This is a genomic window from Acinetobacter sp. WCHAc060042, assembly GCF_003231195.1.
In the GTDB taxonomy this organism is placed as follows: domain Bacteria; phylum Pseudomonadota; class Gammaproteobacteria; order Pseudomonadales; family Moraxellaceae; genus Acinetobacter.
Map to the genome: position 1 here is coordinate 57590 of NZ_QKVN01000010.1, position 24710 is coordinate 82299.

Annotated in this window: 21 protein-coding genes; 10 read left to right on the top strand and 11 right to left on the bottom strand. The window is 40.9% G+C overall.

What is annotated here, in order from left to right:
• Positions 1-5 precede the first annotated feature (5 nt).
• From DPG01_RS06190 to DPG01_RS06205, 4 genes are all read left to right on the top strand, one after another.
• Positions 6-941, top strand: coding sequence for an FAD-binding protein (locus tag DPG01_RS06190; RefSeq protein WP_086207985.1), 936 nt, complete (start codon positions 6-8; stop codon positions 939-941).
• A gap of 305 nt (positions 942-1246) precedes the next feature.
• Positions 1247-1852 carry a hypothetical protein gene (locus DPG01_RS06195; RefSeq protein WP_086208246.1) on the top strand — a complete coding sequence of 202 codons (606 nt, stop codon included), beginning with the start codon at positions 1247-1249 and terminating at the stop codon, positions 1850-1852.
• Positions 1853-2157: 305 nt separating this feature from the next.
• Complete coding sequence (gyrA, locus tag DPG01_RS06200; protein ID WP_110974508.1) at positions 2158-5130, top strand: DNA gyrase subunit A; 2973 nt, start codon at positions 2158-2160, stop codon at positions 5128-5130.
• A gap of 72 nt (positions 5131-5202) precedes the next feature.
• On the top strand, positions 5203-5646 hold the full coding sequence (locus DPG01_RS06205; protein ID WP_086207983.1) for a DUF3887 domain-containing protein: 444 nt from the start codon (positions 5203-5205) through the stop codon (positions 5644-5646).
• A gap of 33 nt (positions 5647-5679) precedes the next feature.
• Here DPG01_RS06205 and DPG01_RS06210 read toward each other — a convergent pair whose 3' ends face one another.
• From DPG01_RS06210 to DPG01_RS06225, 4 genes are read right to left on the bottom strand one after another with little or no spacing between them, the layout of a single operon-like run.
• Positions 5680-6768, bottom strand: coding sequence for an ABC transporter permease (locus DPG01_RS06210; RefSeq protein ID WP_110974509.1), 1089 nt, complete (start codon positions 6766-6768; stop codon positions 5680-5682).
• The gene (locus DPG01_RS06215; protein WP_110974510.1) at positions 6765-7895 is read right to left on the bottom strand and encodes an ABC transporter permease; all 1131 of its coding nucleotides are present in this window, start codon (positions 7893-7895) and stop codon (positions 6765-6767) included. The genes DPG01_RS06210 and DPG01_RS06215 overlap by 4 nt, the downstream gene beginning before the upstream one ends.
• Positions 7895-9046, bottom strand: a complete 1152-nt coding sequence (locus DPG01_RS06220; protein ID WP_110974511.1) for an HlyD family secretion protein — start codon at positions 9044-9046, stop codon at positions 7895-7897. The genes DPG01_RS06215 and DPG01_RS06220 overlap by 1 nt, the downstream gene beginning before the upstream one ends.
• Positions 9047-9067: 21 nt before the next feature.
• On the bottom strand, positions 9068-10498 hold the full coding sequence (locus DPG01_RS06225; protein WP_228156970.1) for a TolC family protein: 1431 nt from the start codon (positions 10496-10498) through the stop codon (positions 9068-9070).
• Between the two features lie 428 nt (positions 10499-10926).
• Between DPG01_RS06225 and serC the strand changes: the two genes are divergently transcribed.
• The gene (gene serC, locus DPG01_RS06230) at positions 10927-12006 is read left to right on the top strand and encodes a 3-phosphoserine/phosphohydroxythreonine transaminase (protein WP_110974513.1); all 1080 of its coding nucleotides are present in this window, start codon (positions 10927-10929) and stop codon (positions 12004-12006) included.
• A 424-nt stretch (positions 12007-12430) separates the two neighbouring features.
• On the opposite strand, the gene DPG01_RS06235 is transcribed toward serC, so the two are convergent.
• From DPG01_RS06235 to map, 7 genes are all read right to left on the bottom strand, one after another.
• Positions 12431-13387 (bottom strand): TauD/TfdA dioxygenase family protein, encoded by a 957-nt coding sequence (locus tag DPG01_RS06235; RefSeq protein WP_110974514.1) that lies wholly within the window; start codon positions 13385-13387, stop codon positions 12431-12433.
• Positions 13388-13546: 159 nt separating this feature from the next.
• Positions 13547-13681 carry a hypothetical protein gene (locus DPG01_RS19010; RefSeq protein WP_265735888.1) on the bottom strand — a complete coding sequence of 45 codons (135 nt, stop codon included), beginning with the start codon at positions 13679-13681 and terminating at the stop codon, positions 13547-13549.
• A complete protein-coding gene (locus DPG01_RS06240; protein WP_086207976.1) occupies positions 13674-14882 on the bottom strand; it encodes an MFS transporter in 1209 nt (402 codons plus the stop codon). Before DPG01_RS06240 ends, DPG01_RS19010 begins: the two co-directional genes overlap by 8 nt.
• Positions 14883-15212: 330 nt before the next feature.
• Positions 15213-16427: an alginate export family protein gene (locus DPG01_RS06245; protein ID WP_110974515.1), complete on the bottom strand. Its 1215-nt coding sequence runs from the start codon at positions 16425-16427 to the stop codon at positions 15213-15215.
• Positions 16428-16514: 87 nt separating this feature from the next.
• Positions 16515-17864 (bottom strand): MFS transporter, encoded by a 1350-nt coding sequence (locus DPG01_RS06250; RefSeq protein WP_110974516.1) that lies wholly within the window; start codon positions 17862-17864, stop codon positions 16515-16517.
• 414 nt (positions 17865-18278) lie between these two features.
• Positions 18279-19337, bottom strand: a complete 1059-nt coding sequence (locus DPG01_RS06255; RefSeq protein ID WP_110974517.1) for an OmpW/AlkL family protein — start codon at positions 19335-19337, stop codon at positions 18279-18281.
• A gap of 327 nt (positions 19338-19664) precedes the next feature.
• A complete protein-coding gene (map, locus tag DPG01_RS06260) occupies positions 19665-20492 on the bottom strand; it encodes a type I methionyl aminopeptidase (RefSeq protein WP_110974518.1) in 828 nt (275 codons plus the stop codon).
• A 207-nt stretch (positions 20493-20699) separates the two neighbouring features.
• On the opposite strand from map, the gene rpsB reads away from it, so the two are divergent.
• The 5 genes from rpsB to DPG01_RS06285 all read left to right on the top strand — a co-directional run bounded on the left by rpsB (position 20700) and on the right by DPG01_RS06285 (position 24709).
• The gene (gene rpsB, locus DPG01_RS06265) at positions 20700-21446 is read left to right on the top strand and encodes a 30S ribosomal protein S2 (protein ID WP_086207971.1); all 747 of its coding nucleotides are present in this window, start codon (positions 20700-20702) and stop codon (positions 21444-21446) included.
• 142 nt (positions 21447-21588) lie between these two features.
• The gene (tsf, locus tag DPG01_RS06270) at positions 21589-22464 is read left to right on the top strand and encodes a translation elongation factor Ts (protein WP_086207970.1); all 876 of its coding nucleotides are present in this window, start codon (positions 21589-21591) and stop codon (positions 22462-22464) included.
• A gap of 77 nt (positions 22465-22541) precedes the next feature.
• Positions 22542-23036 carry a DUF3465 domain-containing protein gene (locus DPG01_RS06275; protein ID WP_110974519.1) on the top strand — a complete coding sequence of 165 codons (495 nt, stop codon included), beginning with the start codon at positions 22542-22544 and terminating at the stop codon, positions 23034-23036.
• A gap of 68 nt (positions 23037-23104) precedes the next feature.
• On the top strand, positions 23105-23938 hold the full coding sequence (locus tag DPG01_RS06280) for an AraC family transcriptional regulator (protein ID WP_110974520.1): 834 nt from the start codon (positions 23105-23107) through the stop codon (positions 23936-23938).
• Between the two features lie 81 nt (positions 23939-24019).
• Positions 24020-24709 (top strand): AzlC family ABC transporter permease, encoded by a 690-nt coding sequence (locus DPG01_RS06285; protein ID WP_171327364.1) that lies wholly within the window; start codon positions 24020-24022, stop codon positions 24707-24709.
• Position 24710 lies beyond the last annotated feature (1 nt).

The window sequence follows — 24710 nt, forward strand, 5'->3', positions numbered from 1 at the left end:
AAATCATGAGTATTTTAGTTATCGCTGAGCACGACAACAAAGCACTAAATGGTGCAACTTTAAACGTTGTTGCTGCAGCTCAAAAAATCGGTGGTGATATCACTGTATTAGTTGCAGGTTCTGGCGCACAAGCAGTTGCTGATGCTGCTGCAAAAGTTGCGGGTGTAAGTAAGGTATTACTTGCTGACAACGCAGTTTATGCAAACCAATTGGCTGAAAACGTTGCTGCTTTGGTTGCAGACATCGCGAAAGGCGGTTACAAACACGTATTGGCTGCATCAACTACAACAGGTAAGAATATTCTTCCACGTGTAGCTGCACTTCTTGACGTGAGCATGATCACAGACATCATCGCTGTTGAATCTGCAAACACGTTCAAACGTCCAATCTACGCAGGTAATGCGATTGCAACAGTTCAGTCTGATGAAGCAATCATTGTTGGTACTGTACGTGGTACAGCATTTGACCCTGTCGCTGCTGAAGGTGGTTCTGCTGCGGTTGAAGCTGTAAGTGATGCAAAAGATGCAGCTATCTCTAAGTTTGTTGCTGAAGAGATCGTGAAATCTGAACGCCCAGAATTAACTGCTGCGCGTATCGTGGTTTCAGGTGGTCGTGGTGTGGGTTCAGGTGAGAACTACCATACTGTTCTTGATCCATTGGCTGACAAATTGGGCGCTGCTCAAGGTGCGTCACGTGCTGCGGTTGACGCTGGTTTCGTTCCAAACGACATGCAAGTGGGTCAAACAGGTAAAATTGTTGCACCTGATCTGTATATCGCTGTAGGTATCTCTGGTGCGATTCAGCACTTGGCAGGTATGAAAGATTCTAAAGTGATCGTTGCGATCAACAAAGATGAAGAAGCACCAATCAATGCAGTAGCAGATTACTGGTTGGTAGGTGATTTGAATACCGTTGTTCCTGAGTTGGTTTCTAAAATCTAATCACGAATAACCGTTTCAAAAAAGTGCCCCTGTGTAGGCAGTTAAACTAAAATTTAACTGCATTCACAGGGGCATTTTCTATTTGTCATTTTATGGATTGAGTTGTATTTTTTCAGGTGAAAAGATCTGATGTCCCTCATTTAAGTTTGTCGTTTTAAACCATTGTATTTTGTAAAATGTGATCAAAATTAAGAATTCTTTAAGATTGGTGTGTTAGCTCATTTTTGTATTTGTGATATTATTTGCCATCTATTTTTAAGCTTAACTTATACAAAAACTCTTTTGTTAAGTTTGGGGTCACTGTTTTGCTCATTGATACTCGGGTGTCTTGGTCTGTTCTGATCATCACTCTTTTGTGTTTACTTTTTCCCTTTCTCGCAGACTTTCAGTTTCCACTCATTGGTGGTGCCGTTGTTCGTGCTGTAGAAAATATTCAGGCTATACTCTTGTTGACGTTTGCAGCAATTAGTTATTTCTATATGCAACCGATGAAACTGCCTGAGACTAAAAAATACTTTTGGCTATGGTCTGTGCTGTGGTGGTTACTTTTATTCGGTCGTAGTATTAGTTGGGGGCGTGATTACTTTCCAGACGTGCCTAAAATGTATTTTCGAGGTATCTCGATTATTCTAATCGGCTCTGTTGTGTTTATGTTGTTTGCAAAGCCGTTACGAAAAGAGATTGCGTTTAAAATGAAGCATGTGGCTATTCCAGCATGGGCTATGTTAATGACTCTAATGGGGCTAATTATTTCAGATGGGATTGAGCATAGTCGTATTTATGGTGGGATCTTCTTACATTATGTTGCTTATAAAGACCTCATGGAAGAGCTGTATGAGTTTCCTTTGATTATTGGTCTATTTATGATGGCTTTCAATATTATGCAGCAAGATAAGCAAGTATTAAAATAATAGCTTTTATCAACATGTATGATCTAAAGCCCTCAAAAATGAGGGCTTTTTTACTTTTTATATGATGCCAAAAGACAATAGAGGTAAGCGTGAAAATGAGATCCTATACATGTGTAAAAAATAACCCCTAAATTAAAGAAAATTAACGAGATTAACGACGACTAAGCGACACAAAAATCAGAGTATTTATGCTATAATTTACGGCTATATTTTAGTTTTTAGTTCAGTCTTTTGAATTAATAATTTTGCAAGTTTTACGACATATAAATGCAAGCGGCTTTACGTTTGTAGAATAAGGAGTATGCATGAGCGTATCGGAAATCAGACCGATTGCGATTGAGGATGAACTCAAGAACTCGTATCTTGACTATGCAATGAGCGTGATTGTTTCTCGTGCTTTGCCCGATGTTCGAGATGGTCTAAAGCCTGTTCATCGTCGTGTGCTTTATGCAATGCACGAATTGGGCAATGACTACAACAAAGCTTATAAAAAGTCTGCCCGTGTGGTTGGTGATGTAATCGGTAAATATCACCCGCATGGTGATTCTGCTGTGTATGAAACCATCGTTCGTATGGCTCAAGACTTTAGCTTGCGTTATCAATTAGTTGATGGTCAGGGGAACTTTGGTTCGGTCGATGGTGATAGCGCAGCTGCGATGCGTTATACCGAAGTGCGTATGCGGAAGTTGACTCATGAAATCTTGGCCGATCTTGAAAAAGATACGGTGGATTGGGAAGACAACTACGACGGTTCTGAGCGTATTCCTCAAGTCATGCCGACGCGTATTCCAAATTTATTAATTAATGGGACGACAGGTATTGCTGTGGGTATGGCGACCAATATGGCGCCACACAACATGACTGAAGTGGTGAACGCTTGTTTGGCTTATGCTGAAAACCCAAATATTTCAATCGAAGGGTTGATGGAATATATTTCGGGCCCAGATTTTCCTACAGGTGGCATTATTTACGGTAAAGCGGGTATTGTAGATGCTTACCGTACGGGTAAAGGTCGTTTGCACATTCGTGGTAAATACCATTTTGAGGAAGACCCAAAAACAGGTCGTACCACGATCGTGTTTACCGAGATTCCGTATCAAGTCAACAAAGCGAAAACCATTGAGCGTATTGCTGAACTGGTAAAAGAGAAAAAACTTGAAGGTATTTCAGAGCTACGTGACGAATCTGATAAAGAGGGTATGCGTATTGCCATTGACTTGAAGCGTGGTGAAAACGCTGAAGTTGTGGTGAATAATCTGTTCCAAAATACACAGCTTGAAAACTCATTCAGCATTAACATGGTCTGCCTAGATAATGGTCAGCCAAAGTTAATGAATTTGAAAGACATTGTTGCGGCATTTATTCGTCATCGCCAAGAAGTGGTGACACGTCGTACGATGTATGAGTTACGCAAAGCACGTGAACGTGGTCATATCTTAGAAGGTTTGACTGTTGCACTTGCAAATATTGATGCAATCATCGAAACCATCAAGACATCAGCAAATCCATCTGAAGCACGTGAGCGTTTGCAAGCAGGTGAATGGGCAGCAGGCAATGTAATTGCATTGCTTGAAAAAGCAGGTTCAGTTTCTGTACGTCCAGATGAAATTGAAGGTGAGGATCCAAGTCGTCCGTTTGGTTTGGACGGCCAGATTTATCGTTTGTCACCTGCACAAGTGGGTGCGATTCTTGAACTTCGTTTACACCGTTTAACTGGTTTAGAACAAGACAAGTTACAAGCTGAATATACTGAAATTTTAGGTCAGATTGCTGAACTTACAGCGATTCTCAATGACTTTAATTTATTGATGGGCGTGATTAAAGAAGAGTTAGCTTTAATTTTGCAACAATATGGCGATGCGCGTCGTACCGCAATTGTTGAGTCGCGTATTGACTTCTCTCGTGAAGATTTAATCCCTGAGGAACAAGTCGTATTGACTGTTTCTAAAACAGGTTATGCAAAAACTCAACCGCTGTCAGATTATGCTGCGCAGCGTCGTGGTGGTCGTGGTAAGTCTGCGACATCAATGAAGGAAGATGATTACATTCAACACCTGATTGTGACATCGAACCACGCAACTGTGCTGTGTTTCACCGATGTAGGTAAAGTTTACCGTCTGAAAGTGTTTGAGGTGCCACAAGCGTCACGTGGTTCAAAAGGTCGCCCAATGGTGAACTTACTTCCATTGGATGCAGATGAAACGATTACAGCGATTCTTCCTGTGATTGATGCACCGAAGAAATTTAAAGAGCGCTTAGCTGACTTTAAAAACTTTGTTCGTAGCAATGTGGCGACATTACGTGAAAACAGTGTTTTTGAAGCGCACTATGAAGCACTGAAAGCGTCATTTGATGAATTGGCAGAAGATGCGGATGAACTATCTGATGCACTGCGTAAGCAATTGAAAGAGTTAGGTGTTGAGCTTTCAACATCGGATTTGGACAATGAAACGTTGGTGGAATTTGCTGATCTAGCAGAGAAAATGCGTAAGAATTTCTTTGTATTTATGGCAACGGCATCTGGTACAGTAAAACGTGTTGAACTTGAACAGTTTAGTAATGTTCGTTCAAATGGTTTACGCGCAATTGAGCTCAATGAAGAAGATACTTTAATTGGTGTAGCTATTACCGATGGCGAGCAACAAATCATGTTGTTCTCGAACGAAGGTAAAGCTATCCGTTTTGCTGAAACTGATGTTCGTGCAATGGGGCGTTCTGCTAAAGGTGTCCGTGGTATGCGAGTGACCATTGGTTCTGCTCAAGCGGATGAAGTGGAAGAGTCTGATTCGGAAGAAGATGATTCAGATGCAAACTTTATTAGTCGTATTGTTTCATTAGTGGTTGTGCCTGAAACTGGAGAAGTTTTATGTGCTTCTGCCAATGGCTATGGTAAACGTACACCAGTAGATGATTTCCCAACCAAGAAACGTGGTGGTAAGGGCGTAATCGCCATTAAGACCTCTGAGCGTAATGGCGAGCTTGTGGGTGCAGTAGCGATTGATGAAACCAAAGAATTGATGCTGATTTCTGATGGTGGCACTTTAGTACGTACCCGTGCTTCTGAAGTTGCGCAGACTGGTCGTAACGCTCAAGGTGTTCGTCTCATTCGTTTAGGTGAAAATGAAACCTTGGTGGGTGTTGAGGCGATTGAAGCAGTTGAAGATGAAGAGGAAATTTTAGACGAGTCTTTAGATACTGTTGAAGAAACGGTGGCTGATGACACAAATCTAGAAGTACCTGAGAATTCAAGTGATTTGAATACACCAAATGAAGAATAAGTGAATGAAAATGAAAAGGGCGCTTCGGCGTCCTTTTTTATACAAACAATACAGCGATTGTTGGGAAAGATTATGAAGCTAAAATTATTGATACTAGGCTGTGCATTGGCTTTAACAGCTTGTGATAAATTGGGACAAAAAGCATTAGACTCAATTCCAAATCCGAGTCCTGTACAGGAAAAAGTGGCTCAAGACGCCTATCAAGCTTTTACTCGAGGTGATTTTCCACAGCTCTATACTTATTTTGAGCCAGAGTTACAGCGTGAATTTAAAACTCATGAAAAAGACATGCGTAAGTTCGCAAAAACCATTCCTAAACAAGCTATTACGACTCAAAAAATTGTATCGAAACACATTGAGAAATCCACAGCAAAACCGAGCTTATATGCTGTAACGTATGAATATGCTTATAGCAATAAAAACCTAGTTCAGTATGATGTTGGTTTTGACAAAGCAGGCGGAAGTACAAAAATTCGTAGTTTTGACGTGAAACTTTATGGGGCTTCAACGGATTAACAACTGAGACTAGAGTATTTGAGGCATCGGTGTTTAGCGGTGTCTTAGACGCCAATAGGCAAGACCTGAACATACCAGACCAAACACAAATAGGTATAGGAGTTTGGGGAGAACAAGAGCAGTTGGTACACCCATTTGGTTGAGTTGGATAAACATTTGAATCCCTTGGGTGGAAGGTAAAATGTGACCTAAATATTGTATCCATGTTGGCATTGCAGCATGTGGCCATGCTGTACCTGAGAGTAGAAATAGCGGAATAGACGTAAATACAATGACATGTCCTGCACGCTCAGGCATATCGAAAAATGTTGAAATCAACATGCCTAAAGCCACGATACAGCCTATAAAAATCGGTACAGCCAGTAGCATGCCGCTAAAATTCCCTCCATGTGGGTAGTCATTGATCCAGTAAACAAAACCGAATAGATATAAACAACCGAGCATACCAATGGTCAAAATGGCTGAAAAAATAGCAAAAAACTCAGTTGTCGTTGGTCGCCATTTTTGTTCGCGATATCCAGCCAATAACATGCCTAAACCAAGCACGATGGTTTGATGAATAATCAACGGGGCTATCGCTGGAAAAATATAGCTGCCGTAGCCCGACATGGTGTTAAACAGCGGTGTTTGATGAATAGAAATAGAGGGTGAGAAGTGCGCGATATTACCAAATTTTTCCACATGCTCGCGTACAGCATTTTCAATTGAGGTCGCGAGCCCTAATCCAATTTGCTTGGTTTTTAAAAAATTTGCTGCACTGAGATATAGTCCAATTCCACCGACTTCTCCATGCCGAAGACTATTGGAAAGATTCTCAGGTAAAAGCAAAATGCCATCGGCTTGCTGCTGTTTAATCATGTTCTCAGCTTCAAGGAAATTGCCTGTGACAGCTTTAACTTCAACATTTGGACTGAGCGAAACCTGTTGAATAATGTTATTCGTCACAATACTTTGCTCTTCATCCACAATTATAATGGGCAAAGCTTCTGCTTGTTGTGCTTTGTAGGCAGTCGGATAGAAAACACTATAAAAAATCACTGAGAGGATGAGTGTGGTTAGAATCGACTGATTGGCAATGATGTCTTTAAATGTCTTGAGGTAATAGTGCAAAAATAACTTCATGACGCTACTCCTTTGATCCGTTTTTTGAGCAGTAGGACAGAGGTCACAGCGTAAAAGACCACATAAAGGATCAGAATGAATAAAGGCAACAGTGATGAGCTGATTGGGCTACCAATGACCCATTGTTCGGTTTGTAGTTTGGCATAGGGTGTATAAGGGATAATATTGGCCCAGAATTTGGTAAACAGTGGCGCGTTATTTAAGGGGAGGGTCACTCCTGCAAAACTGAGTGATGAGCCTCCATAGACCGCAATTAAACCAAAGGTTTTAGATAAATTATTGGTGGCTAAAACAATGCTGCTACTGATTAAGGCATAGGCACTATAAAATAAAAGCTGTGCCAGCATGATCAACCAAAGTTGACCTGCAACAAACCAACCACGAATTTCGATTAACCAAAACATCCAAGCCCATGTCCAAAGACTAAAAATGAGTACATAGGTCAGGTTTTTAGAAAGAATAGCTGTAAAAGCCGATTGTTTGTTTAGCCAATTTTGTGCTGTCTGGAACTTAAATTCCTGACCAACTGAGAATGCGACACAGCAACAGAGTAGTAAATGCAAAATCGCAGGAATCATAAAGGGTTCTAAATAGAACTCATAACTCAAGTTTGGGTTATATAAGGTCGAAACTTTAACGTGGGGTGTCGGTATATCTAAGTAAGGAGTGATATTTTCTAAATAACTTTCACCAGCATAGTCTGCCATGGCTTCAACTGTGCTGACTAACATGGCTGATGAAATGGTGTTACCCACACTAAAGTAACTTTGGTTATAGGCAATGCTGATTTCAGCATCTTTAGCTTGCACAAAACGTTGTTCGGCACCATTGGGGATACTGACATAGCCCCAAATTTTGGTTTGGTTCAGTAACTTTTCGACTTCTGTGTTTTGATCGCTGATGATGGCGACATCTAAAGTATGGTTGAGTCTTAAGTAGCGCTGTATATTTTGGCTCAGTTCACTTTGGTCTTGGTCAATAATTGCAATAGGTAAATGTTCAGGCTTGCCTTGGGCAAACATGCTGGAAAACAACACGATAATAAACAGTGGGGCAAGCGTAACTAAACATAAATCCCACTTATGTTTAAGTAAATAATTCAGTTCCCGCAGTAGCCCAATTAGCATTATTTGCTCTCTTTGACTTTAAACAGCACACTCATGCCGACTTTTAAGTCAGGAATGTCTTGGGTAGGGGTTAAATGAAGTTTAAAACTGCGAATGTCGTAGCCCCCTGTTTGACGGGTGGTTTTAATGGTTGCAAATTCACCTTCGGCATCAATACTTTTAATATCAAAGTTGGCGTTTAGGTTTAAGGCTGGAATAAAGCCTTGAATTTGTTTTGCTTGGTAAATGTTGGCATATTGGTCTTCACGAACGTTGAGTGACACCCAAAGCTCGCGATCTTGAATAATACTCACAATCGGCACACCCATTGCTACTAGCTCGGAGGGCTTACCATAAGTTTTAGATACGGTGCCATTAATTGGCGAGAGTAGTTTGGTTTCGGCTTCAAGCGCATTCGCTTCTGCAACTGCTGCTTTTGCAATTTGAACTTGTGCATCGGCTGAGCTTTTCTGTTGTGGTGTACTGCCACGCTGTGCACGTTCATATTGTTGATATGCCGCTTCTGTCATTTGAGTCGCAGACTGAGCAGCAGCATGCATTTCATCACGACGTTGGCGTGAAATAACACCTTGTTGGTATAAGTTAGCCCCACGTTGATAGGTGGTTTGCGCTAAGTTTTGCTGTGCTTTGAGCGCTTGCCAGTTGGCATACAAACTGGCAATATTTTCTTCCTGAGAACCACGGTCAGCGGTGGATTGTAGTGCTAAAGCGGCTTGTAAACTGGCAAGAGCTTGTTGTTTTTTTGCATCAACTTCTGGGCTGTACAGTCGAACGAGTTCTTGGTTTTTAGTGACTTTTTGTCCATCATGCACATAAATTTCTTCGATTCGGCTTGGTACTTTGGTGCTTATATGAAGCGTTTCAGCTTCAACACGGCCTTGAATATCAACAGTTTTAGGTTGTTGATAGGCTTTCCAAAGACCAAAAGCAATTACGCCCAAAACTAGGATGAGTGCTACTGTGCCGAGGACTTTAATTCTTTTTGACTTTTGATGTGTGTCGGTCGTATCTGATGATGAATTATCCTGATTTATTTTAGTCTGGGCTTGGTCTTCTCGTTGCTCTGTTGTTAACTCATCTTGTGAGGGCGCTATTTGATCTTCTACTGTTTCAGATTTTTGTGGATCGGGCTGATTTTGATCTTGATTCATTAAATGGCTCTCATCAAAGAATTAACGAATAAATCGTGTATTGGGTTGTAGAAGATAGGTTTGAAATTGATCAATCGAACCGTGGCTCTGTAATAATGTTGCCAGTGACATGACATATTTATAGGCATTGAGTGCAGTTTCTGCTTTTAGAGCACTCAGCATGTTTTGTGCATCAATCACCTGAGTGGCGGTACCCATATCTTCTTTAAAGGACAGTTCTTGTATACGTAAATTTTCTTGCGCTGCTTTTATATTTTGCTGCAATAGCTGATCACTTTGCTGCGCTGTGGTGGCTTCGCTATACGATTTATAAATTACATTTTCAATTTCTTGCTTGGTTCGTGCTGTCATCAATTCAGAAGCATAGCGTTGTAACTCTGCTGCTTGGACATTTTTATTTTTATCAATGCCTGAGAACAGATTGTACTGTGCGGCTAAACCAATAATCCAGTTGTTTTTATCATCTAAACTATATTCACCGAAGGCAAAAATATGCGGTTTTTTGGCGGCATTTTGTACCTTAACATTGGCTTGAGCCAGTTGCGTATCCATTTGCATTTTCTGTACTAAAGCAGAGTGATCTGTATACGATTTGAGTAGTGCATTCAAATCTTGATTTTGTGTACTGTTAATGAACAATGGTGTGGTTAATTCTGTAATTTGGCTGCTTTGTAAGAGATTATTCAGTTGAAATAAACTGGCTTTTAAATTGGATTGGCTCGCTTGTTCACTCCGCTGGGCATTGTTTTTTGCCACTTCAAACTGCATGCGTTGCCCTTTACTGATAAAACCTTGTTGTTCAAGCTTGAGTGCATTGTTGTAATGTTTTTGCATGGACAGCAAATTATATTGACTAGAGCTCAATAGTTGCTGTTGCAGTTGAACATTGAAATAGGCTTGAATCAATTCAAAGCGTTGTAGGTCTTGCTGTTGTTTTGTATTGAGTTCGCTACGTTTGGCTTTAATGTTGGCGATTTGTTTTGCACTTGAGGTTAATCCACCTGTATAAAGTGGCATCATTGCTGAAATGCTCGGGCGAATGACTTGATCTTCTAAAGTGACCTGTGAACTGTCTGGAATCAGTCCTACGCCTTGATGGATGGTCTGATCAATACCTTGTTGTAGACCGCTTAAATCGCCTAAATTAGGGTTTGAATTTTGCCATTGATCAATTTGTGTGGCTACACCATCAGACAGTGTTTGTTCTAAATTATTTTTGAGTGCTCCAAGCGGTATATCAAGCTCATTATGAAAGGCATAAGCACGTACGTTCAGATCGACACGAGGCAACCCCAAGCCTTTTACTGCTTCAGCTTCAAGTTTTGACGCTTGCTGCAAGGCTTGAGTGGCTTGTGTGCTATAAGAATCTTGTAACACATTTTGTTCAGCTTGCTGGTAGCTGATGGATGCTGCAAAAGCAGTAGAGTTAGTGCCAAAACTAAAAGCTAACATGCTGAATGATAAGATTGATGGCAGTGATATACGCAATGAGAATTTGTTGGTCGGTGTGTTAAGCATGTTGGATAGTCTTTGTGGCATGGACACGACTCTTTTCTATGTTTTGCACATTATACGCATAATCTAGTTATGCTGAATGTTGACTCAGTTATTGAATTGTTTAATTTGCAAATGTATATCAATAGATTAGCGATATTTTTACACAAAATAAATGCATTTGCCTTGGCGTAGATAAATGGCTGATACCTTTCTGTAGGGGATGTGGCTTATGGTTCGTTAAAATTGGAGTGTTGATCTTGATTGAATTTTTGACTGTAAAGGTGAGACAACATTGAAATTTTTCCGTTGAATTTACTGCAAGCCCCGTCTATCTGTGGTTAAATGCCATCATTTTATTGTGTTTCACTTTGAAAGGAAAAATCATGCGCGCGTACAACTTCTGTGCTGGTCCTGCTGCATTACCTACTGCCGTTTTAGAAAAAGCTCAAGCTGAAATTCTTGATTGGCAAGGCAAGGGTCTTTCCATCATGGAAATGAGCCACCGTAGTAACGACTATGTTGCAGTTGCGGAAAAAGCAGAGGCAGACTTACGCAAACTCATGAACATTCCAGAAAATTACAAGGTATTGTTCCTTCAAGGGGGAGCATCACTTCAGTTTTCTGCGATTCCTTTAAACTTGTTGGGTAAAAACAGCAAAGCGGATTATATTCATACGGGAATTTGGTCTGAAAAAGCGTTAAAAGAAGCGCAGCGCTATGGTGATATCAATGTCGTTGAAGCGGGCACGCAGATTGATGGAAAACTAGCGATTGCAGACGCAAGCACTTGGAATTTGTCCCAAGATGCGGCTTATGTGCACTATGTAGACAATGAAACCATTGGTGGTCTTCAGTTTGCGAGTGTTCCAAAAGCTAATGCTCCACTGGTTTCAGATTTCTCTTCAAGTATTTTGTCTGCACCAGTTGATGTTACTCAATTTGGGATGATTTATGCAGGTGCGCAGAAGAACATTGGCCCTGCGGGTTTAACCTTAGTGATTGTTCGTGAAGATCTGCTAGATCAAGCTAAACCTGAAATTCCAAGTATTTTGAAATATTCTTCACAAGCGAAGAATGATTCAATGGTGAATACACCATCAACTTATGCATGGTATTTATCAGGTTTGGTGTTTGAGTGGTTGCTTGAACAAGGTGGTGTCGAAGCAATTCATAAAGTGAACCTTGCAAAAGCAAATCTGCTGTATGGTTATATTGACTCAAGCGATTTCTATGCAAATCCAATTGCTGTGCAAAACCGTTCGATTATGAACGTACCATTTACTTTGGCAAATCCTGATCTAGAGAAGTTATTCCTTAAAGAAGCTGAAGAAAACCATTTGTTGAATCTTGCAGGTCACCGCTCAGTTGGTGGGATGCGCGCAAGTATTTATAACGCGGTTCCATTAGAAGGCGTTCAAGCACTTGTGAACTTTATGGATGACTTTGCGAAACGCAATGCTTAAGCCATAGAGCCATTAAAGCCAACTTAAAAGTTGTAATGCCAGTCAGTTCAGAAACTGACTGGCATTTTCTTTTAGACTTTATCAGATACGCGGAAGCGTCATCCGCAACCTGTCTAACTTTTAGCTTGGGCTGTTTTTTTTTAACAAAAGTTGTTCAAACGACGCAAGTGAACAGGTTTTGCGGATGACAAATGTTTTCCTTGCGAAGCTTCGCCTCTCATTTGGCTAAACAAAAGAACAGAGCGAACTCCCAAAAATTGATTTAGAACAGTAAGACTCCGTTCAGAATAGCCCAACAGTAAATGCATTTACTGATCAGTCGTACATTGTTTGATGGGCTTTTTTATTGGTTTTTTCACACATTATCTAAAAGAATCGTGACATTTTAGTGTCATGCCAATGAATGATTCATTTTAGGTATTGTCTAGTACGGACGTCCACCAGCAAGACTAATCCGTTTCAGTAAGCGACGTTGATCGACGGGAAAGGGGCGGCGTGAGTGCAAAGTCACTTGATTATCCCAAAAAACAATATCACCTGTTTCCCAATGATGCTCATAACGAAACTCTGGTTTCAATATGTGCGCACGAAGTTCAGCAATCAATTCACTGCCTGTCGTATCATCGACATTGACCAATTCAACTTCCGAACGCGTATTTAACCAAAGTGCTTTTCGCCCAGATTCTGGATGTGTGCGGACTAAAGGATGTGGATAGGCATGCCCTAAAATCGGTTGATCTTTAAAACGATAATAAGGTGAGTCTGCATAACCCGAATTGCCTGTATTGCTCTGCGCACGGACGAATGGGTTATAGGTAATCAACTGTAGCTGGTCGATCTGCTTTTTGACATCATTTGATAGTGCATCATAGGCTTTGATGGTATTGAACCACGATGTTTGTCCGCCATCTTGAGGAAGCTCAAGAGCATAGAGCAGAGAGCCAAAAGAGGGAAGAGGCGTCCATTGATGATCGGCATGTGGGGTGAGTTCGCCGTGACCTGTGTAGTCGCCTTGCCCAACTGCATTAGAGACAGGAACCACATCGGGGGGGACGCCTGTGTCGGACTGGCTGGCGAGTACCGGATTGTCTGCACTTGGGCGAAAAATAGAGCCAAAATAACTGGCAAAGGCTAAATATTGTAGATCATCCAGAGTTTGATTTTTAAAAATTAAAATCAGGTGTTCAGCCAAAGCTTGTTTTAAGCGATAGATGGTTTCTCCTGCTTGGGCTTTACGGGCATCTAAACCCAAAACCACCGCTCCTAAGGCTTCTTTCGCAAGTGGGATAATGTGTATTTCTTCTGGGTTTTGAAATTGTTCAGGTTGATGCCAACGTGGGGCATCATGAATTGCTTGTGAAAGTTGGGTTAATGCGGTCATGTTGATTATTTTCTCTAGATATGGGGTCTAGAGAAAATGTAGTCAATATATGTACAAGCTTAAAATTAAAAGAAATTCTAAGCTTATGAGAAAAATGCTAAAGCAATGATTATTTTACTTTTTATTTAAAACGAAATATGTAGTTCAAAATGTGCAGATTTAATGTGCGCAAAATGCCTGATTAAAATACTCAAACAGGTCTGGCGTATTGAACCAAAGAGCAATGGATAAGCCGAATAGTGCAACCATTGCAAGACCAATACTACACTTCAGCCATAAAAATGAATTAGTCATGGACAACCGCCTTTTCATCGACAAAGAAATGTACCAGTACACCCAACACACTCAGGGCGATAGAGAACAACCAAATCAAGTCATAATTACCTGTAACGTCATGATTCACACCACCTAACCAGCCGCCGAAAAATGAACCGACTTGATGGGTAAAGAACACAATGCCACTCAACATGCTCAGGTACTTAATGCCAAACATATTGGCCACAATACCGTTAGTTAAAGGCACGGTAGATAACCATAATAAACCCATCACTACGCCAAAGCTATAGATGGTGAGTGTGCTCAGCGGTAGCAATAAGAAGGCAATAATCGCAATGCCACGGAGCCCATATAAACCCATGAGTAACTTCGGTTTGGAATATTTACCGCCTAGCCAACCTGCGGTATATGTGCCGACAATATTGAATAAACCGACCAATGCCAAAAACACTGTTCCTGTGGTGGCATTAAAACCATGATCAATCAAATACCCAGGTAAATGGATACCAATAAACACAACTTGGAAACCACATACTAAAAAACCGAGTGCTAAAAACCAAAACGGTTTATGGTTTTTAGCAATGATGAGGATATCTTTAAAGCTGAGTTGAACTTGGTTGGTTGGTGCATTGGCTACAACAAAAGCAGGGGCTTTGAGCATCCAGGCTAAGGGCACAATAAATGCGATCAAAATGGCACTCACGACCAATGCCGCCGACCAGCCATAGTTTTGTAGTAGAAGCAGAGTGGAGGGCAGCATAATGAACTGACCAAACGAACCTGCTGCACTGGCAACCCCCATAGCAAGGCTACGTTTTTCAGGTGGTGCAGCACGCCCCACCGCAGACAAGAGTACCGAAAAAGAGGTGGCAGATAATGCTAAACCTAAAATAAGGCCGACACTTAGGTTAAGTAGCCAACCTGTGGAGCTGATCGCCATCAGGAGTAATCCGATGGTATACAGAACACCGCCAATAGCTACGACAATTTTAGACCCGTACTTATCAGCTAAGGCCCCTGTAAAGGGTTGTGCAGCGCCCCAAATCAGGTTTTGCATGGCAATAGCCAAACTAAAAACATTATGTCCCCAACCAAATTCATTGCTCATAGGAACAAGGTAGAGTCCAAAACCATGCCGAACACCGAGTGAAAGTGCCAAAATCATGGCACTGCCAATGAGCATATAAATCAAAGGTTTGGAAAATTGACTCTGAGACATACGTTAGATGCGCAATGAAGATAAGAATAGTCGCTATTGTACGTAATATATCGAAGTAATTCGATATTTGAATGAATTATTTGAAAAGTGTTATAAAAAATTTGGGTCATTAGGCAGAAGTTGCCCTGACCTGAATGTATCAATTAGCCTGCTTCCAAAGGGAAAAGATGCTTACATATCTCATTTGTAAACTGAGCCAGACAGAACTGTGGTGCATCGAAAGGAAAATGAGATGTGTAGTGCATGTTTAAACAGAAACTTTGCCTACTTTGGGCTAAACAAAAGTAGGCAAAGGATTAAATTGAATGAGAACTCGATATTCAGATGAAATTAGTATTTATAATCGAGTTGTAACCAGAATTTATCGGTATTTACGCCATAGTCTTCAGCTTGATAGCTTGAAAATTTGCCGAGTGCGGACAAACCTTTGAGTGGAAGAGGGTGGGTAAATGACACAGCAAACTCTTGTCCATAATCCATATTTTTTTCATCGCTACGATAATGGTGATATTCCGTACCTAGCTTGCCTTGCTTTAAAATATTAAGGTTTGAGCTGAGGTACAAATCAGTTAGACCATTTGCAGGTGTATTGAGAAAAACATCTGTCCAACCATTAAATTTATGTTTCGTTGCTAAAGGGGTTTGAAAGCCAATTTTTCCGTCATCACTTCCGAGGACTTCGTAGCCAATTGCAATTTCACCTAATGGTTTAGCTGCACCTACGTTATAGCCAAGTTCGAAGGTATAATAGTCTGCATCATAAGATGTTGGTTGGTCAGCATATTCAGATTGTTTGGCATATTCAGCCACATAACGTAAATTTTTATTTTTGCCTGTTAAACGTAGACCATAGGTTTGATTTGACCACGCTGGTAAGTCTTCAAAATCCATGAAATAACCATAAGCTGTAGCATTCAATAGTGGATTGTAATTAAATTTGGCTTGAATTAAGTGAATTTCACTGTCTTGTTCGCCATCTTGAGCGGCTACATATTTGGGCTTTGGCTCTTCGCTTCCAAAAATGGTATTGACCTGATCTATGTATGCATAATACAAGCCCAACTGCTGTGTTGGCTTAATATTTAAACTGACTGCATCGAAAGTTTGGTCGTTTTGACGCCATGCAACAGAACCCACAAAACGTTGATTATCTAGATTAATTACTTGACGACCAACCGTTAAATCGGCCTTAGGACTATAAACATACTTTAAATAAAGCTGATTTAATTGTAGGTTTTCAGGGTCAGGTACACTGCTATAAGCTGTTTCAGCATTACGTGTACTGTTAAAATGATCATTAAGTTCAAGCGTTCCTTCACCTTGCACAAAGCCGCTTAATCCATGCCAACTGCCTGTTTGTAGTGCAGGACGAATGCGGAGAGTAAAAGCTTCTGCGTTATCAAGCTTATTATCTTGATCTACCATTTCATAGCGTAAGCGCGTGTCTAGTGAAAACTTGGTTTGTGATAAAAAGTTATCGGCTGCATAGGATGTCGTTGCTGAAATGCAGGCAAGTGAAAGCGCAGAGAGAGTACGTAATTTCATAGAAATTCCCCTGATTTTTTTAAGATAAGTTTAGAAAGTTAGGGGGATGGTGTGTCTTCGCCATCACCCTAGAAAAGGCATGAAAGTTTAAGAGGCGAGGCTGTTGCGTTCTAAGACGGCTTGTTCAAATAATTGTTTTTCTTTTGCTTTATGTTCAACTGAGAAGCGAATTAGAATTACGCTAAATGCAGCTATAGTGACCAAACCACCTAAAATAAACAGGCAAGTCTGAACATCTAATACACCTTTAAGTAAGAAGCCTGCAGCAACAGCACCCACGTTACCACCAGCACCAATAATGCCTGCTACACCACCTAGAGCATCACGATCAATGAAAGGAACCAGAGCGTAGGTTGCACCACATGCCATGTGGGTAAACAGGGCGAAAACGGTCATGCTAATAATGGCAAGCATTGCTGTATTCATCTGTGAGAATACGATTAAGAATAAGCCTTCAAGTAAAACCAATAAGAATAGTACTTTAGTGCGACCATCTAGACCTTTAGAGATAGCAACTTTGTCAGATACGATACCACCTAAAGCGCGTGCAAATAATGCAAGTAAACCAAAGATACCAGCAGCTAAGCCTGCTTCTTTTAAGCCCATGTTAAAGTGATCGGTATAGTACATTGCTGCAATATTGTGGATGAAAATTTCAATACCGAAACATGCTCCGTACGATACAAATAGGATCCATACACGGTAGTTACGAGCAGCTTGAAGTAAAATTGCTGTTCCACCTTTTTTACCGCTACCCACTTCGATTCCTTGAGCGCGAAGTTCTTTAAAGTTCCCTTGTGGACAGTCTTGAGTAAATTTCCAATACAGCATCCCAACGATCACCATCATAATCCCTGGTACAAGGAGAGCAATACGCCAGCCCATTGCTTGTTCAACACCAAACATTAGGATTGCACCCAGAATAAGTGGCATTAATGCTTGAGTTGCGCCTCCACCTGCATTGCCCCAGCCAGCAGCTGCAGCATTTGCAGTACCTACTACGTTGGGTGCAAACATCACACTAGTATGATACTGGGTAATAACAAAACTTGCTCCAATTGCACCAATCAGCAAGCGGAAGAATAAAAATGATTCATAGGTATTGGCAGAAGCAACACCAAACACAGGAATGCTGCCTAATATTAGAAGTGCTGTATACGTTTTTCTAGGGCCATATTTATCACATAATGGACCAACAATAAGACGGATTATAATGGTAATGGCAACCGCAGCAATATTAATATTCGCGATTTGGTCTTTGGTTAAATTAAATTCGCCTTTAATCACAGGCATCAGCGGTGCACAGGCAAACCATGCGAAGAAACAAACAAAGAATGCGAGCCAAGTCATATGGAAAGCGCGCATTGCTGGCGTGGAGAAACTAAAGAGTTTTATTTGTGTTGCTTTTTTTGCTTCGCGATTAATTGTTGAAGACATAAGCCATCCCCTGAACTGAACGTAAAAGTGATTGCAAATAAAAGATAATTTGCAAACCGATCAGAACGGACATCTTTGGCCGTCTATATAGTTGAGGAATCTACGTTGATTTCTCATGTTGTCTAAAAAGCAAACAGTATGCCAACACATAAAATAAATGAAAAAAATCGGCTTTATTGGCGATAGAACGCGTTTTTAGTGGGATGTTTAAACATTTTCGTTGGGGGAAGGGAGTGTCTTAATCACAGTTTGTGGATGTGATTTAATGATCAAAAATAATTCGTATGAAAAAATGGTCAATAAAAATGCATCATAAAAATGCATATTCTAAAATGATTTGATGATGTGCATCTTCATAACACTCCATGATTCATCATAATCCTCATGGAGCATTTGAGGTTCAAATATGTAAGCTTAGAAGCGATAACCTAGGCCTGCATAGGCAAGAATCGGGTTAATTTCGATATCTGCTTTTGATTTAATCAACTCGCCATGCGTGGCATCTTTTACTGTAATAGTCGTTTCATTTTTAAGATGGGCATAAGATACAGAACCCACTGCAAACCATTTATCATTAAAGTCATAAGTGAAACCAACGGTTGCAATGGGAGCAAAAGCATCGGTTGCTTCCAACTCCACTTTAGGGTCCGCTGAACTGGTTTTACCCTCAAGTGATGCGCCTGCATTACCTTCTTTAATATTGGCAATCATATGACCTGCTGCAATGAGATCTTTCTCTGTTTGCGGGTTAATTTCCAACTCATTAAAGTAAGCGTACATCAACCCAACACCAACATAGGGGCGGAATTTATTTACCCCCGTTTTACCAAAGTGATATTGGAACTCGAAAGCAGGTGTCCATGCACGTGCTGATGCTGCTGGACCATTTGCTTCTAAGTCAGTAATGAAAATATCATTTTCAAGTTCTAGGTTTCCAAACACTCCGCCTAAGGGTTTCGCTATCGCAGAAAAAGGCGCATAAATTTTCCCTTTACCTTGTAAGTCAACTTTAGGTGGAATCCCAGCTTTCATTTCAAAAGAAATATTATCGGTAAAGAAGTAGTTGGTCATGATGCCAAGCGTTGTAACATCATCAGCTTCTAAACCAGTACCCGGATTATCCCAGCTTTCTAGGCCGTGAATTTCGGCTGTGCCACTCAAGGCACTTGGAATGGTATCTAAAGTATTCAGAGCGACTTGTAAGACTGGTGAGGGGGTAAAGCCCTCTTTTAAATTGTCTTTTACCGTTTGGGATTGGACATCTCCGACTGTTGCTGTCTCACCTTCTTTAACGGCTGTATTGACACGGAAGGGTTGGGCTTTACCTTGTGGCATAACATGTAAAGCACCGACAGATACAGAGAAACGTTTAAATCCATCACCATCTTGTAGACTAAAATAAGGTGAATCTGCATGCGTGAGTATAGGTAAGGTAGCAATAGACGTTGCTACGCAAAGCAATGTTTTTTTCATTTTGGGACTCCATGTCCAATGAGCTATTCGTTTTTATAGAGCGTATTATTAAGCTTGCAATTAGAATAAAGCTGTTGTTTTTAAAGGATATGTGTTTTTGACATTTGTGAATGTCAAAATGAGATTTGTGTGATCGTGTTACTTAGTTGCACGCTTTGTTACAGAAAACTGATCCTGTTTGAACATGGATATTCAGGTGTTACAGCAACTAGTTAGCTGTAAATTAAGAAATAAATGTAAAGTAAAATGTTTAACCCGCCATAAAAAAGACCACCATGTGGTGGTCTTTTTGACAGTCGGCATTGTATTTCATGCCAATGACAGCATTTAAGCTTGAAAACGAGATAAATCTTCTTCAGGACGCGCTGTTAAGATTTCAGCGCCTGTTTTAGTCACTAAAATGGTATGCTCGTATTGTGCTGACAAACTATGATCTTTGGTGACGACTGTCCATTTATCGCCCAATAGTTTGGTTTTCCAGTCACCACCATTGACCATAGGTTCAATGGTAAAGGTCATGCCTTCTTCTAAAATCATGCCTGAGTTGGGTTGACCATAGTGTAAGACTTGAGGTTCGTCATGGAACACAGTCCCAATACCGTGACCACAGTATTCACGCACCACGCCAAAACGCTCTGATTCGACATATTGTTGAATGGCATGACCAATATCCCCAATGGTCGAACCTGGCTTCACTGTCGCTATTCCACGGTACATCGCTTCTTGTGCTACTTTACATAACCGATTCGCAAGAATAGAGGTTTCACCACCCACGATGTACATCATGTTGGTATCGCCGTGGAAACCATCTTTAATAACCGTCACATCAATATTTAAAATATCGCCTTTTTTCAACACTTTTGCATCTGACGGAATGCCGTGACAGACCACATGGTTTACTGAAGTACAAATCACATGTTGGAACGCAGGGCGACCCGGCGCTGCGCCGTAACCTAAACATGCTGGAATAGCGTCTTGTTTATTGACAATATAATCGTGACAAATCGTATCTAACTCAAGTGTAGTTACACCTGGTTTAATATGTGACTTGATCATATCCAAGACTTCAGCCGCCAGTCGTCCAGCGACACGCATCTTTTCGATGTCTTCAGCGCTTTTGATGAGTCGACGGGGTGCTTCGTAAGTACTGTTCATGATCTCTAAAAACTTTTGGAAATTTGTGTGTGACTATGGTATAAATAGCCGCCCATTTTATCAAATGCTTTTTCGTGAATATATTTATGTCAAAGTGATGAATGGGCTTTAAAAATCCGCACATATATCGACACATTTCTCTGGGTGCCCTTTGGGGTGGAGGATGCGGATATATGGAGGCCTAACCCAAACTTTAAGGTAAAGAAAATGGCAGATTACAACGTAAGCATGCGCGACCTTCTTCAAGCAGGCGCACACTTCGGTCACCAAACACGTTTCTGGAATCCAAAGATGCGTCAATACATCTTTGGTGCGCGTAACAAAATTCACATCATCAACCTTGAGCACACTGTTCCTGCGTTAAATGATGCTTTGAACTTTGTTAACAACCTTGCTAGCAAAAAGAATAAAGTATTGTTTGTTGGTACTAAACGTGCTGCTTCTAACATCATCCGTGAACAAGCACAACGTGCTGGTCAACCTTATGTTGATCACCGTTGGTTAGGTGGTATGTTGACGAACTGGAAAACACTTCGCCAATCTATCAACCGTCTTAAAGACCTTCAAACTCAATCTCAAGATGGTACTTTCGCTAAGCTTACTAAACGTGAAGCTTTAGAGCGTACTCGTGAGATGGAAAAACTTGAACGCGCTTTAGGCGGTGTTAAGAACATGGGTGGTTTACCTGACGCATTATTCGTAATCGACGTTGATCACGAAGCTATTGCAATCAAAGAAGCTAAAAACCTTGGTATTCCTGTAATCGGTATCGTTGATACAAACTCTAACCCAGACAACGTAGACTACGTTATTCCGGGTAACGACGATGCGATCCGTGCAGTTACTCTTTATGCTTCTGCTATGGCTGATGCGATTCTTGCTGGTAAAGAATATGCTCAATCACAAGCAAATGCACAAGCTAAAGGCGAAGAAGCACCTGCTTCTGAGGCTTAATGCGTTTGACGTAAGCTTGTCATTTTTGCGACATGTGATGGTGGCAAAGTAAGCGTCATGTATGCAGACGGCCCAAGAGATAGCTCTGGGCCGTTTCTGTTCTAAAAAGAATTCATTTTCTACCGTATTTTAGGAGATTGACATGACTGCAGTTACAGCAAGCATGGTTAAAGAATTGCGCGATCGTACTGGTCTTGCAATGATGGAATGTAAAAAAGCATTAACAGAAGCGAATGGTGACATCGAGCTAGCGATTGATAACCTTCGTAAATCTGGTCAAGCTAAAGCGGCTAAAAAAGCAGGTAACATTGCAGCTGACGGTGCAATCACAATTGCTCAAGAAGGCAATAAAGCAATCCTTTTAGAAGTAAACTGTCAAACTGACTTCGTTGCTAAAGACGAAAACTTTGCTGGTTTCTCTGCTCAAGTTGCTGCTGCTGCGTTAGCTGCTGGTGAAACTGATGCTGCTAAAATTGCTGAATTGAAACTTGCAGATGGCGTAACTGTAGAAGAAGCGCGTATCGCTCTTGTTCAAAAAATCGGTGAAAACATCCAAGTTCGTCGTGCAACAATCGTTGAAGGCGACAACCTTGCAGTATACAAACACGGTCTAAGAATCGGTGTTGTTGTATCTTACGCAGGTGATGCTGCAACTGGTAAAGGTATTGCAATGCACGTTGCTGCATTCAACCCAGTGGCTGTAACAGAAGCTGACGTATCTGCTGAGCTTATTGCTAAAGAAAAAGAAATTGCTGAAGCAAAAGCAATTGAATCTGGTAAGCCTGCAAACATCGTTGAGAAAATGGTAACTGGTTCAGTTCAAAAGTACTTAAATGAAGTTGTACTTGAGAACCAAATGTACGTTATCGACAACGACAAAAAAGTTTCTGATGTGCTTAAGTCAACTGGTACTACAGTTGCTCAATTCGTTCGCTTTGAAGTGGGTGAAGGTATTGAGAAGAAAGCTGAACTTTCTTTCGCTGAAGAAGTTGCTGCTGCTCAAGCTGCTGCAAAATAATTGAAAAATTATTTTGAGTAAAAAAAGCCCCATTGGGGCTTTTTTTATACAATAAAAACGAAATAAAGGAAAAATACATGGCAAATAAAACAAATTTAGGTATTGGTGCAGTGATCGTGGTTTTGGTTGCTGCATATTTTGGGATTGATCTTCAAGAAAAACAGCTTAATACTTCAACTTCATCATCCAATCTAGAAAGATCGGCTACACATCGGGAAGTGCAAAACTCTGGGTCTGATGATGCTGCAAAAATTGCTCAAGCCTTTCAAAACCAAAAAAGTAATGTTCAAGTTCAATCTCAAGGGCGAGTGGTGGCTGTACTGAAAGATGACAATGATGGCTCTCGTCATCAAAAGTTTATTTTAGCGTTGCCGAATAATATGACAGTTTTAGTTGCGCATAATATTGATCTAGCTCCAAGAATTGATCGTTTGCAAAAAGGGGATACGGTCAGTTTTAATGGGGAATATGAATATAGTGAAAAAGGTGGGGTCATTCACTGGACGCATCGTGATCCACAGCAACGTCATGTGGATGGCTGGTTAAAGCATCAAGGAAAAACCTATCAGTAATAGAGCAATTTTGTTCTATACGTTTTACTGAATCACAGTATGCTGAGTGGTTCAGGAGAAGCTAACTCATGCACAAAATCAGATCCAGTGAATTTGTAAATTATCATCATGTTCAAGAACTTGGTGGTCTTGAGATGTTAAAAGCCTCCTATCAACATACTCAGTTTTCAAAACACACGCACGAAGGCTACTGCATTGGTTTGATTGATGAAGGTGCGCAATCTTTTTTACGCACAGGAAATCAGCATATTGCACCGCAAGGCGATATTATTTTAGTCAATGCGGATGAGGTGCATACGGGTTCATCTGCTGTTGAAACAGGTTGGTGTTATCGAGCAATTTATCCGACCCCTGAAATGATTCAAGCTATTAGTCAGGATTTCTTTCATGAAACTGGTACTATGCCGTGGTTTCCACAAGCTGTGGTGCATGATGAGGGACTGGCAGAGCAGTTGAATTTACTGTTTGATTTGTTATTGCAGCCTAAAAATATACTGTTCAAGCAGAGTTTGTATATTTCAACTTTAGCATATTTATTAAGTCGTTATAGCCAGTCTAGGAAAACATTAAAAGATTTACCTGAAGCGCAGCGTAAGGTCGTGCTGATTCAGGAGTTACTCGAAGCCGAACCAGAAAAAGAGCACCAACTTACTGAGTTGGCGGCTGTGGTGGGGATGAGCCCTTGGCATTTACTACGTCAATTTAAAAAGTTTACTGGACTTCCACCTCACGCATGGTTGATACAGTTTCGTTTACGTAAATCATTATCTTTACTAAAACAAGGTTGTGAGATTGCGACAGTAGCACAACTGTGTGGCTTCTCCGATCAGAGTCATTACACACGTCATTTTAAAAAGGTATTGGGCTGTACACCAGCACAATATATGGCACATAAAATCTAAAATAACAGCAATTTCATACAAGAAAGTCATTTCCTCAATCTTGCATATTAATTCCTATGGATAGAAATCATAGGGTTTTTCATGCAACAACAAGCGATACAACCACAAAGTCTAAGTTTTTTTCGGGGCGTACAGGACATGCTACCTCTGTCTGTTGCTGTGATTCCATGGGGAATATTGGCTGGCTCAGCTGCGATTAATGCGGGATTGAGTGTGATGCAAGCTGTGGGAATGTCAGCTTTGGTATTTGCTGGTGCTGCTCAATTGGTCAGCTTGAGTATGCTGATGACAGGTGCATCTTTGCTGAGCATTATTTTGACGGTATTTTTTCTGACTAGTCAGCATTTTATTTATGCTTTGAGTTTAAGAGAAGAGGTGAAGCCATGGTCATTAGGCCGGAGACTCAGTATTGGTTTTTTGCTGACCGATGAACTCTACGCCACCGCAATGCTAAAACAAAAGCCATCTTATGCTTATATGTTGGGGGCAGGATTCAGTTTTTATGTCTGTTGGGTAGGGTTTAGTTTAGTCGGCATACTGCTTGCAAATACAGTGCCTGATCTTTCAAATCTACATTTGGAGTTTTCAATAGTGGTGGTGTTCTTGGTGATGGCGGTAATGCTGATCCGAAATAGAGCTGCAATTTACGGTGTTATTGCATCATCACTCACTGTTTTGCTGTTGAGTTGGTTGGGTGCGAAATCAGCCATCTTGTTAGCCGGTTTTACAGGTATGTGGGTTGCTGCGATGTTTGATCGTTCGGAGTGCTGAA

What these genes read in the sequence shown, in the direction of transcription:
- DPG01_RS06190 (WP_086207985.1), top strand. Translation starts at nt 6, where the DNA reads ATGAGTATTTTAGTTATCGCTGAGCACGACAACAAAGCACTAAATGGT.
- gyrA (WP_110974508.1), top strand. Translation starts at nt 2,158, where the DNA reads ATGAGCGTATCGGAAATCAGACCGATTGCGATTGAGGATGAACTCAAG.
- DPG01_RS06205 (WP_086207983.1), top strand. Translation starts at nt 5,203, where the DNA reads ATGAAGCTAAAATTATTGATACTAGGCTGTGCATTGGCTTTAACAGCT.
- DPG01_RS06210 (WP_110974509.1), bottom strand. Translation starts at nt 6,768, where the DNA reads ATGAAGTTATTTTTGCACTATTACCTCAAGACATTTAAAGACATCATT.
- DPG01_RS06215 (WP_110974510.1), bottom strand. Translation starts at nt 7,895, where the DNA reads ATGCTAATTGGGCTACTGCGGGAACTGAATTATTTACTTAAACATAAG.
- DPG01_RS06220 (WP_110974511.1), bottom strand. Translation starts at nt 9,046, where the DNA reads ATGAATCAAGATCAAAATCAGCCCGATCCACAAAAATCTGAAACAGTA.
- DPG01_RS06225 (WP_228156970.1), bottom strand. Translation starts at nt 10,498, where the DNA reads ATGTTAGCTTTTAGTTTTGGCACTAACTCTACTGCTTTTGCAGCATCC.
- serC (WP_110974513.1), top strand. Translation starts at nt 10,927, where the DNA reads ATGCGCGCGTACAACTTCTGTGCTGGTCCTGCTGCATTACCTACTGCC.
- DPG01_RS06235 (WP_110974514.1), bottom strand. Translation starts at nt 13,387, where the DNA reads ATGACCGCATTAACCCAACTTTCACAAGCAATTCATGATGCCCCACGT.
- DPG01_RS19010 (WP_265735888.1), bottom strand. Translation starts at nt 13,681, where the DNA reads ATGACTAATTCATTTTTATGGCTGAAGTGTAGTATTGGTCTTGCAATG.
- DPG01_RS06240 (WP_086207976.1), bottom strand. Translation starts at nt 14,882, where the DNA reads ATGTCTCAGAGTCAATTTTCCAAACCTTTGATTTATATGCTCATTGGC.
- DPG01_RS06245 (WP_110974515.1), bottom strand. Translation starts at nt 16,427, where the DNA reads ATGAAATTACGTACTCTCTCTGCGCTTTCACTTGCCTGCATTTCAGCA.
- DPG01_RS06250 (WP_110974516.1), bottom strand. Translation starts at nt 17,864, where the DNA reads ATGTCTTCAACAATTAATCGCGAAGCAAAAAAAGCAACACAAATAAAA.
- DPG01_RS06255 (WP_110974517.1), bottom strand. Translation starts at nt 19,337, where the DNA reads ATGAAAAAAACATTGCTTTGCGTAGCAACGTCTATTGCTACCTTACCT.
- map (WP_110974518.1), bottom strand. Translation starts at nt 20,492, where the DNA reads ATGAACAGTACTTACGAAGCACCCCGTCGACTCATCAAAAGCGCTGAA.
- rpsB (WP_086207971.1), top strand. Translation starts at nt 20,700, where the DNA reads ATGGCAGATTACAACGTAAGCATGCGCGACCTTCTTCAAGCAGGCGCA.
- tsf (WP_086207970.1), top strand. Translation starts at nt 21,589, where the DNA reads ATGACTGCAGTTACAGCAAGCATGGTTAAAGAATTGCGCGATCGTACT.
- DPG01_RS06275 (WP_110974519.1), top strand. Translation starts at nt 22,542, where the DNA reads ATGGCAAATAAAACAAATTTAGGTATTGGTGCAGTGATCGTGGTTTTG.
- DPG01_RS06280 (WP_110974520.1), top strand. Translation starts at nt 23,105, where the DNA reads ATGCACAAAATCAGATCCAGTGAATTTGTAAATTATCATCATGTTCAA.
- DPG01_RS06285 (WP_171327364.1), top strand. Translation starts at nt 24,020, where the DNA reads ATGCAACAACAAGCGATACAACCACAAAGTCTAAGTTTTTTTCGGGGC.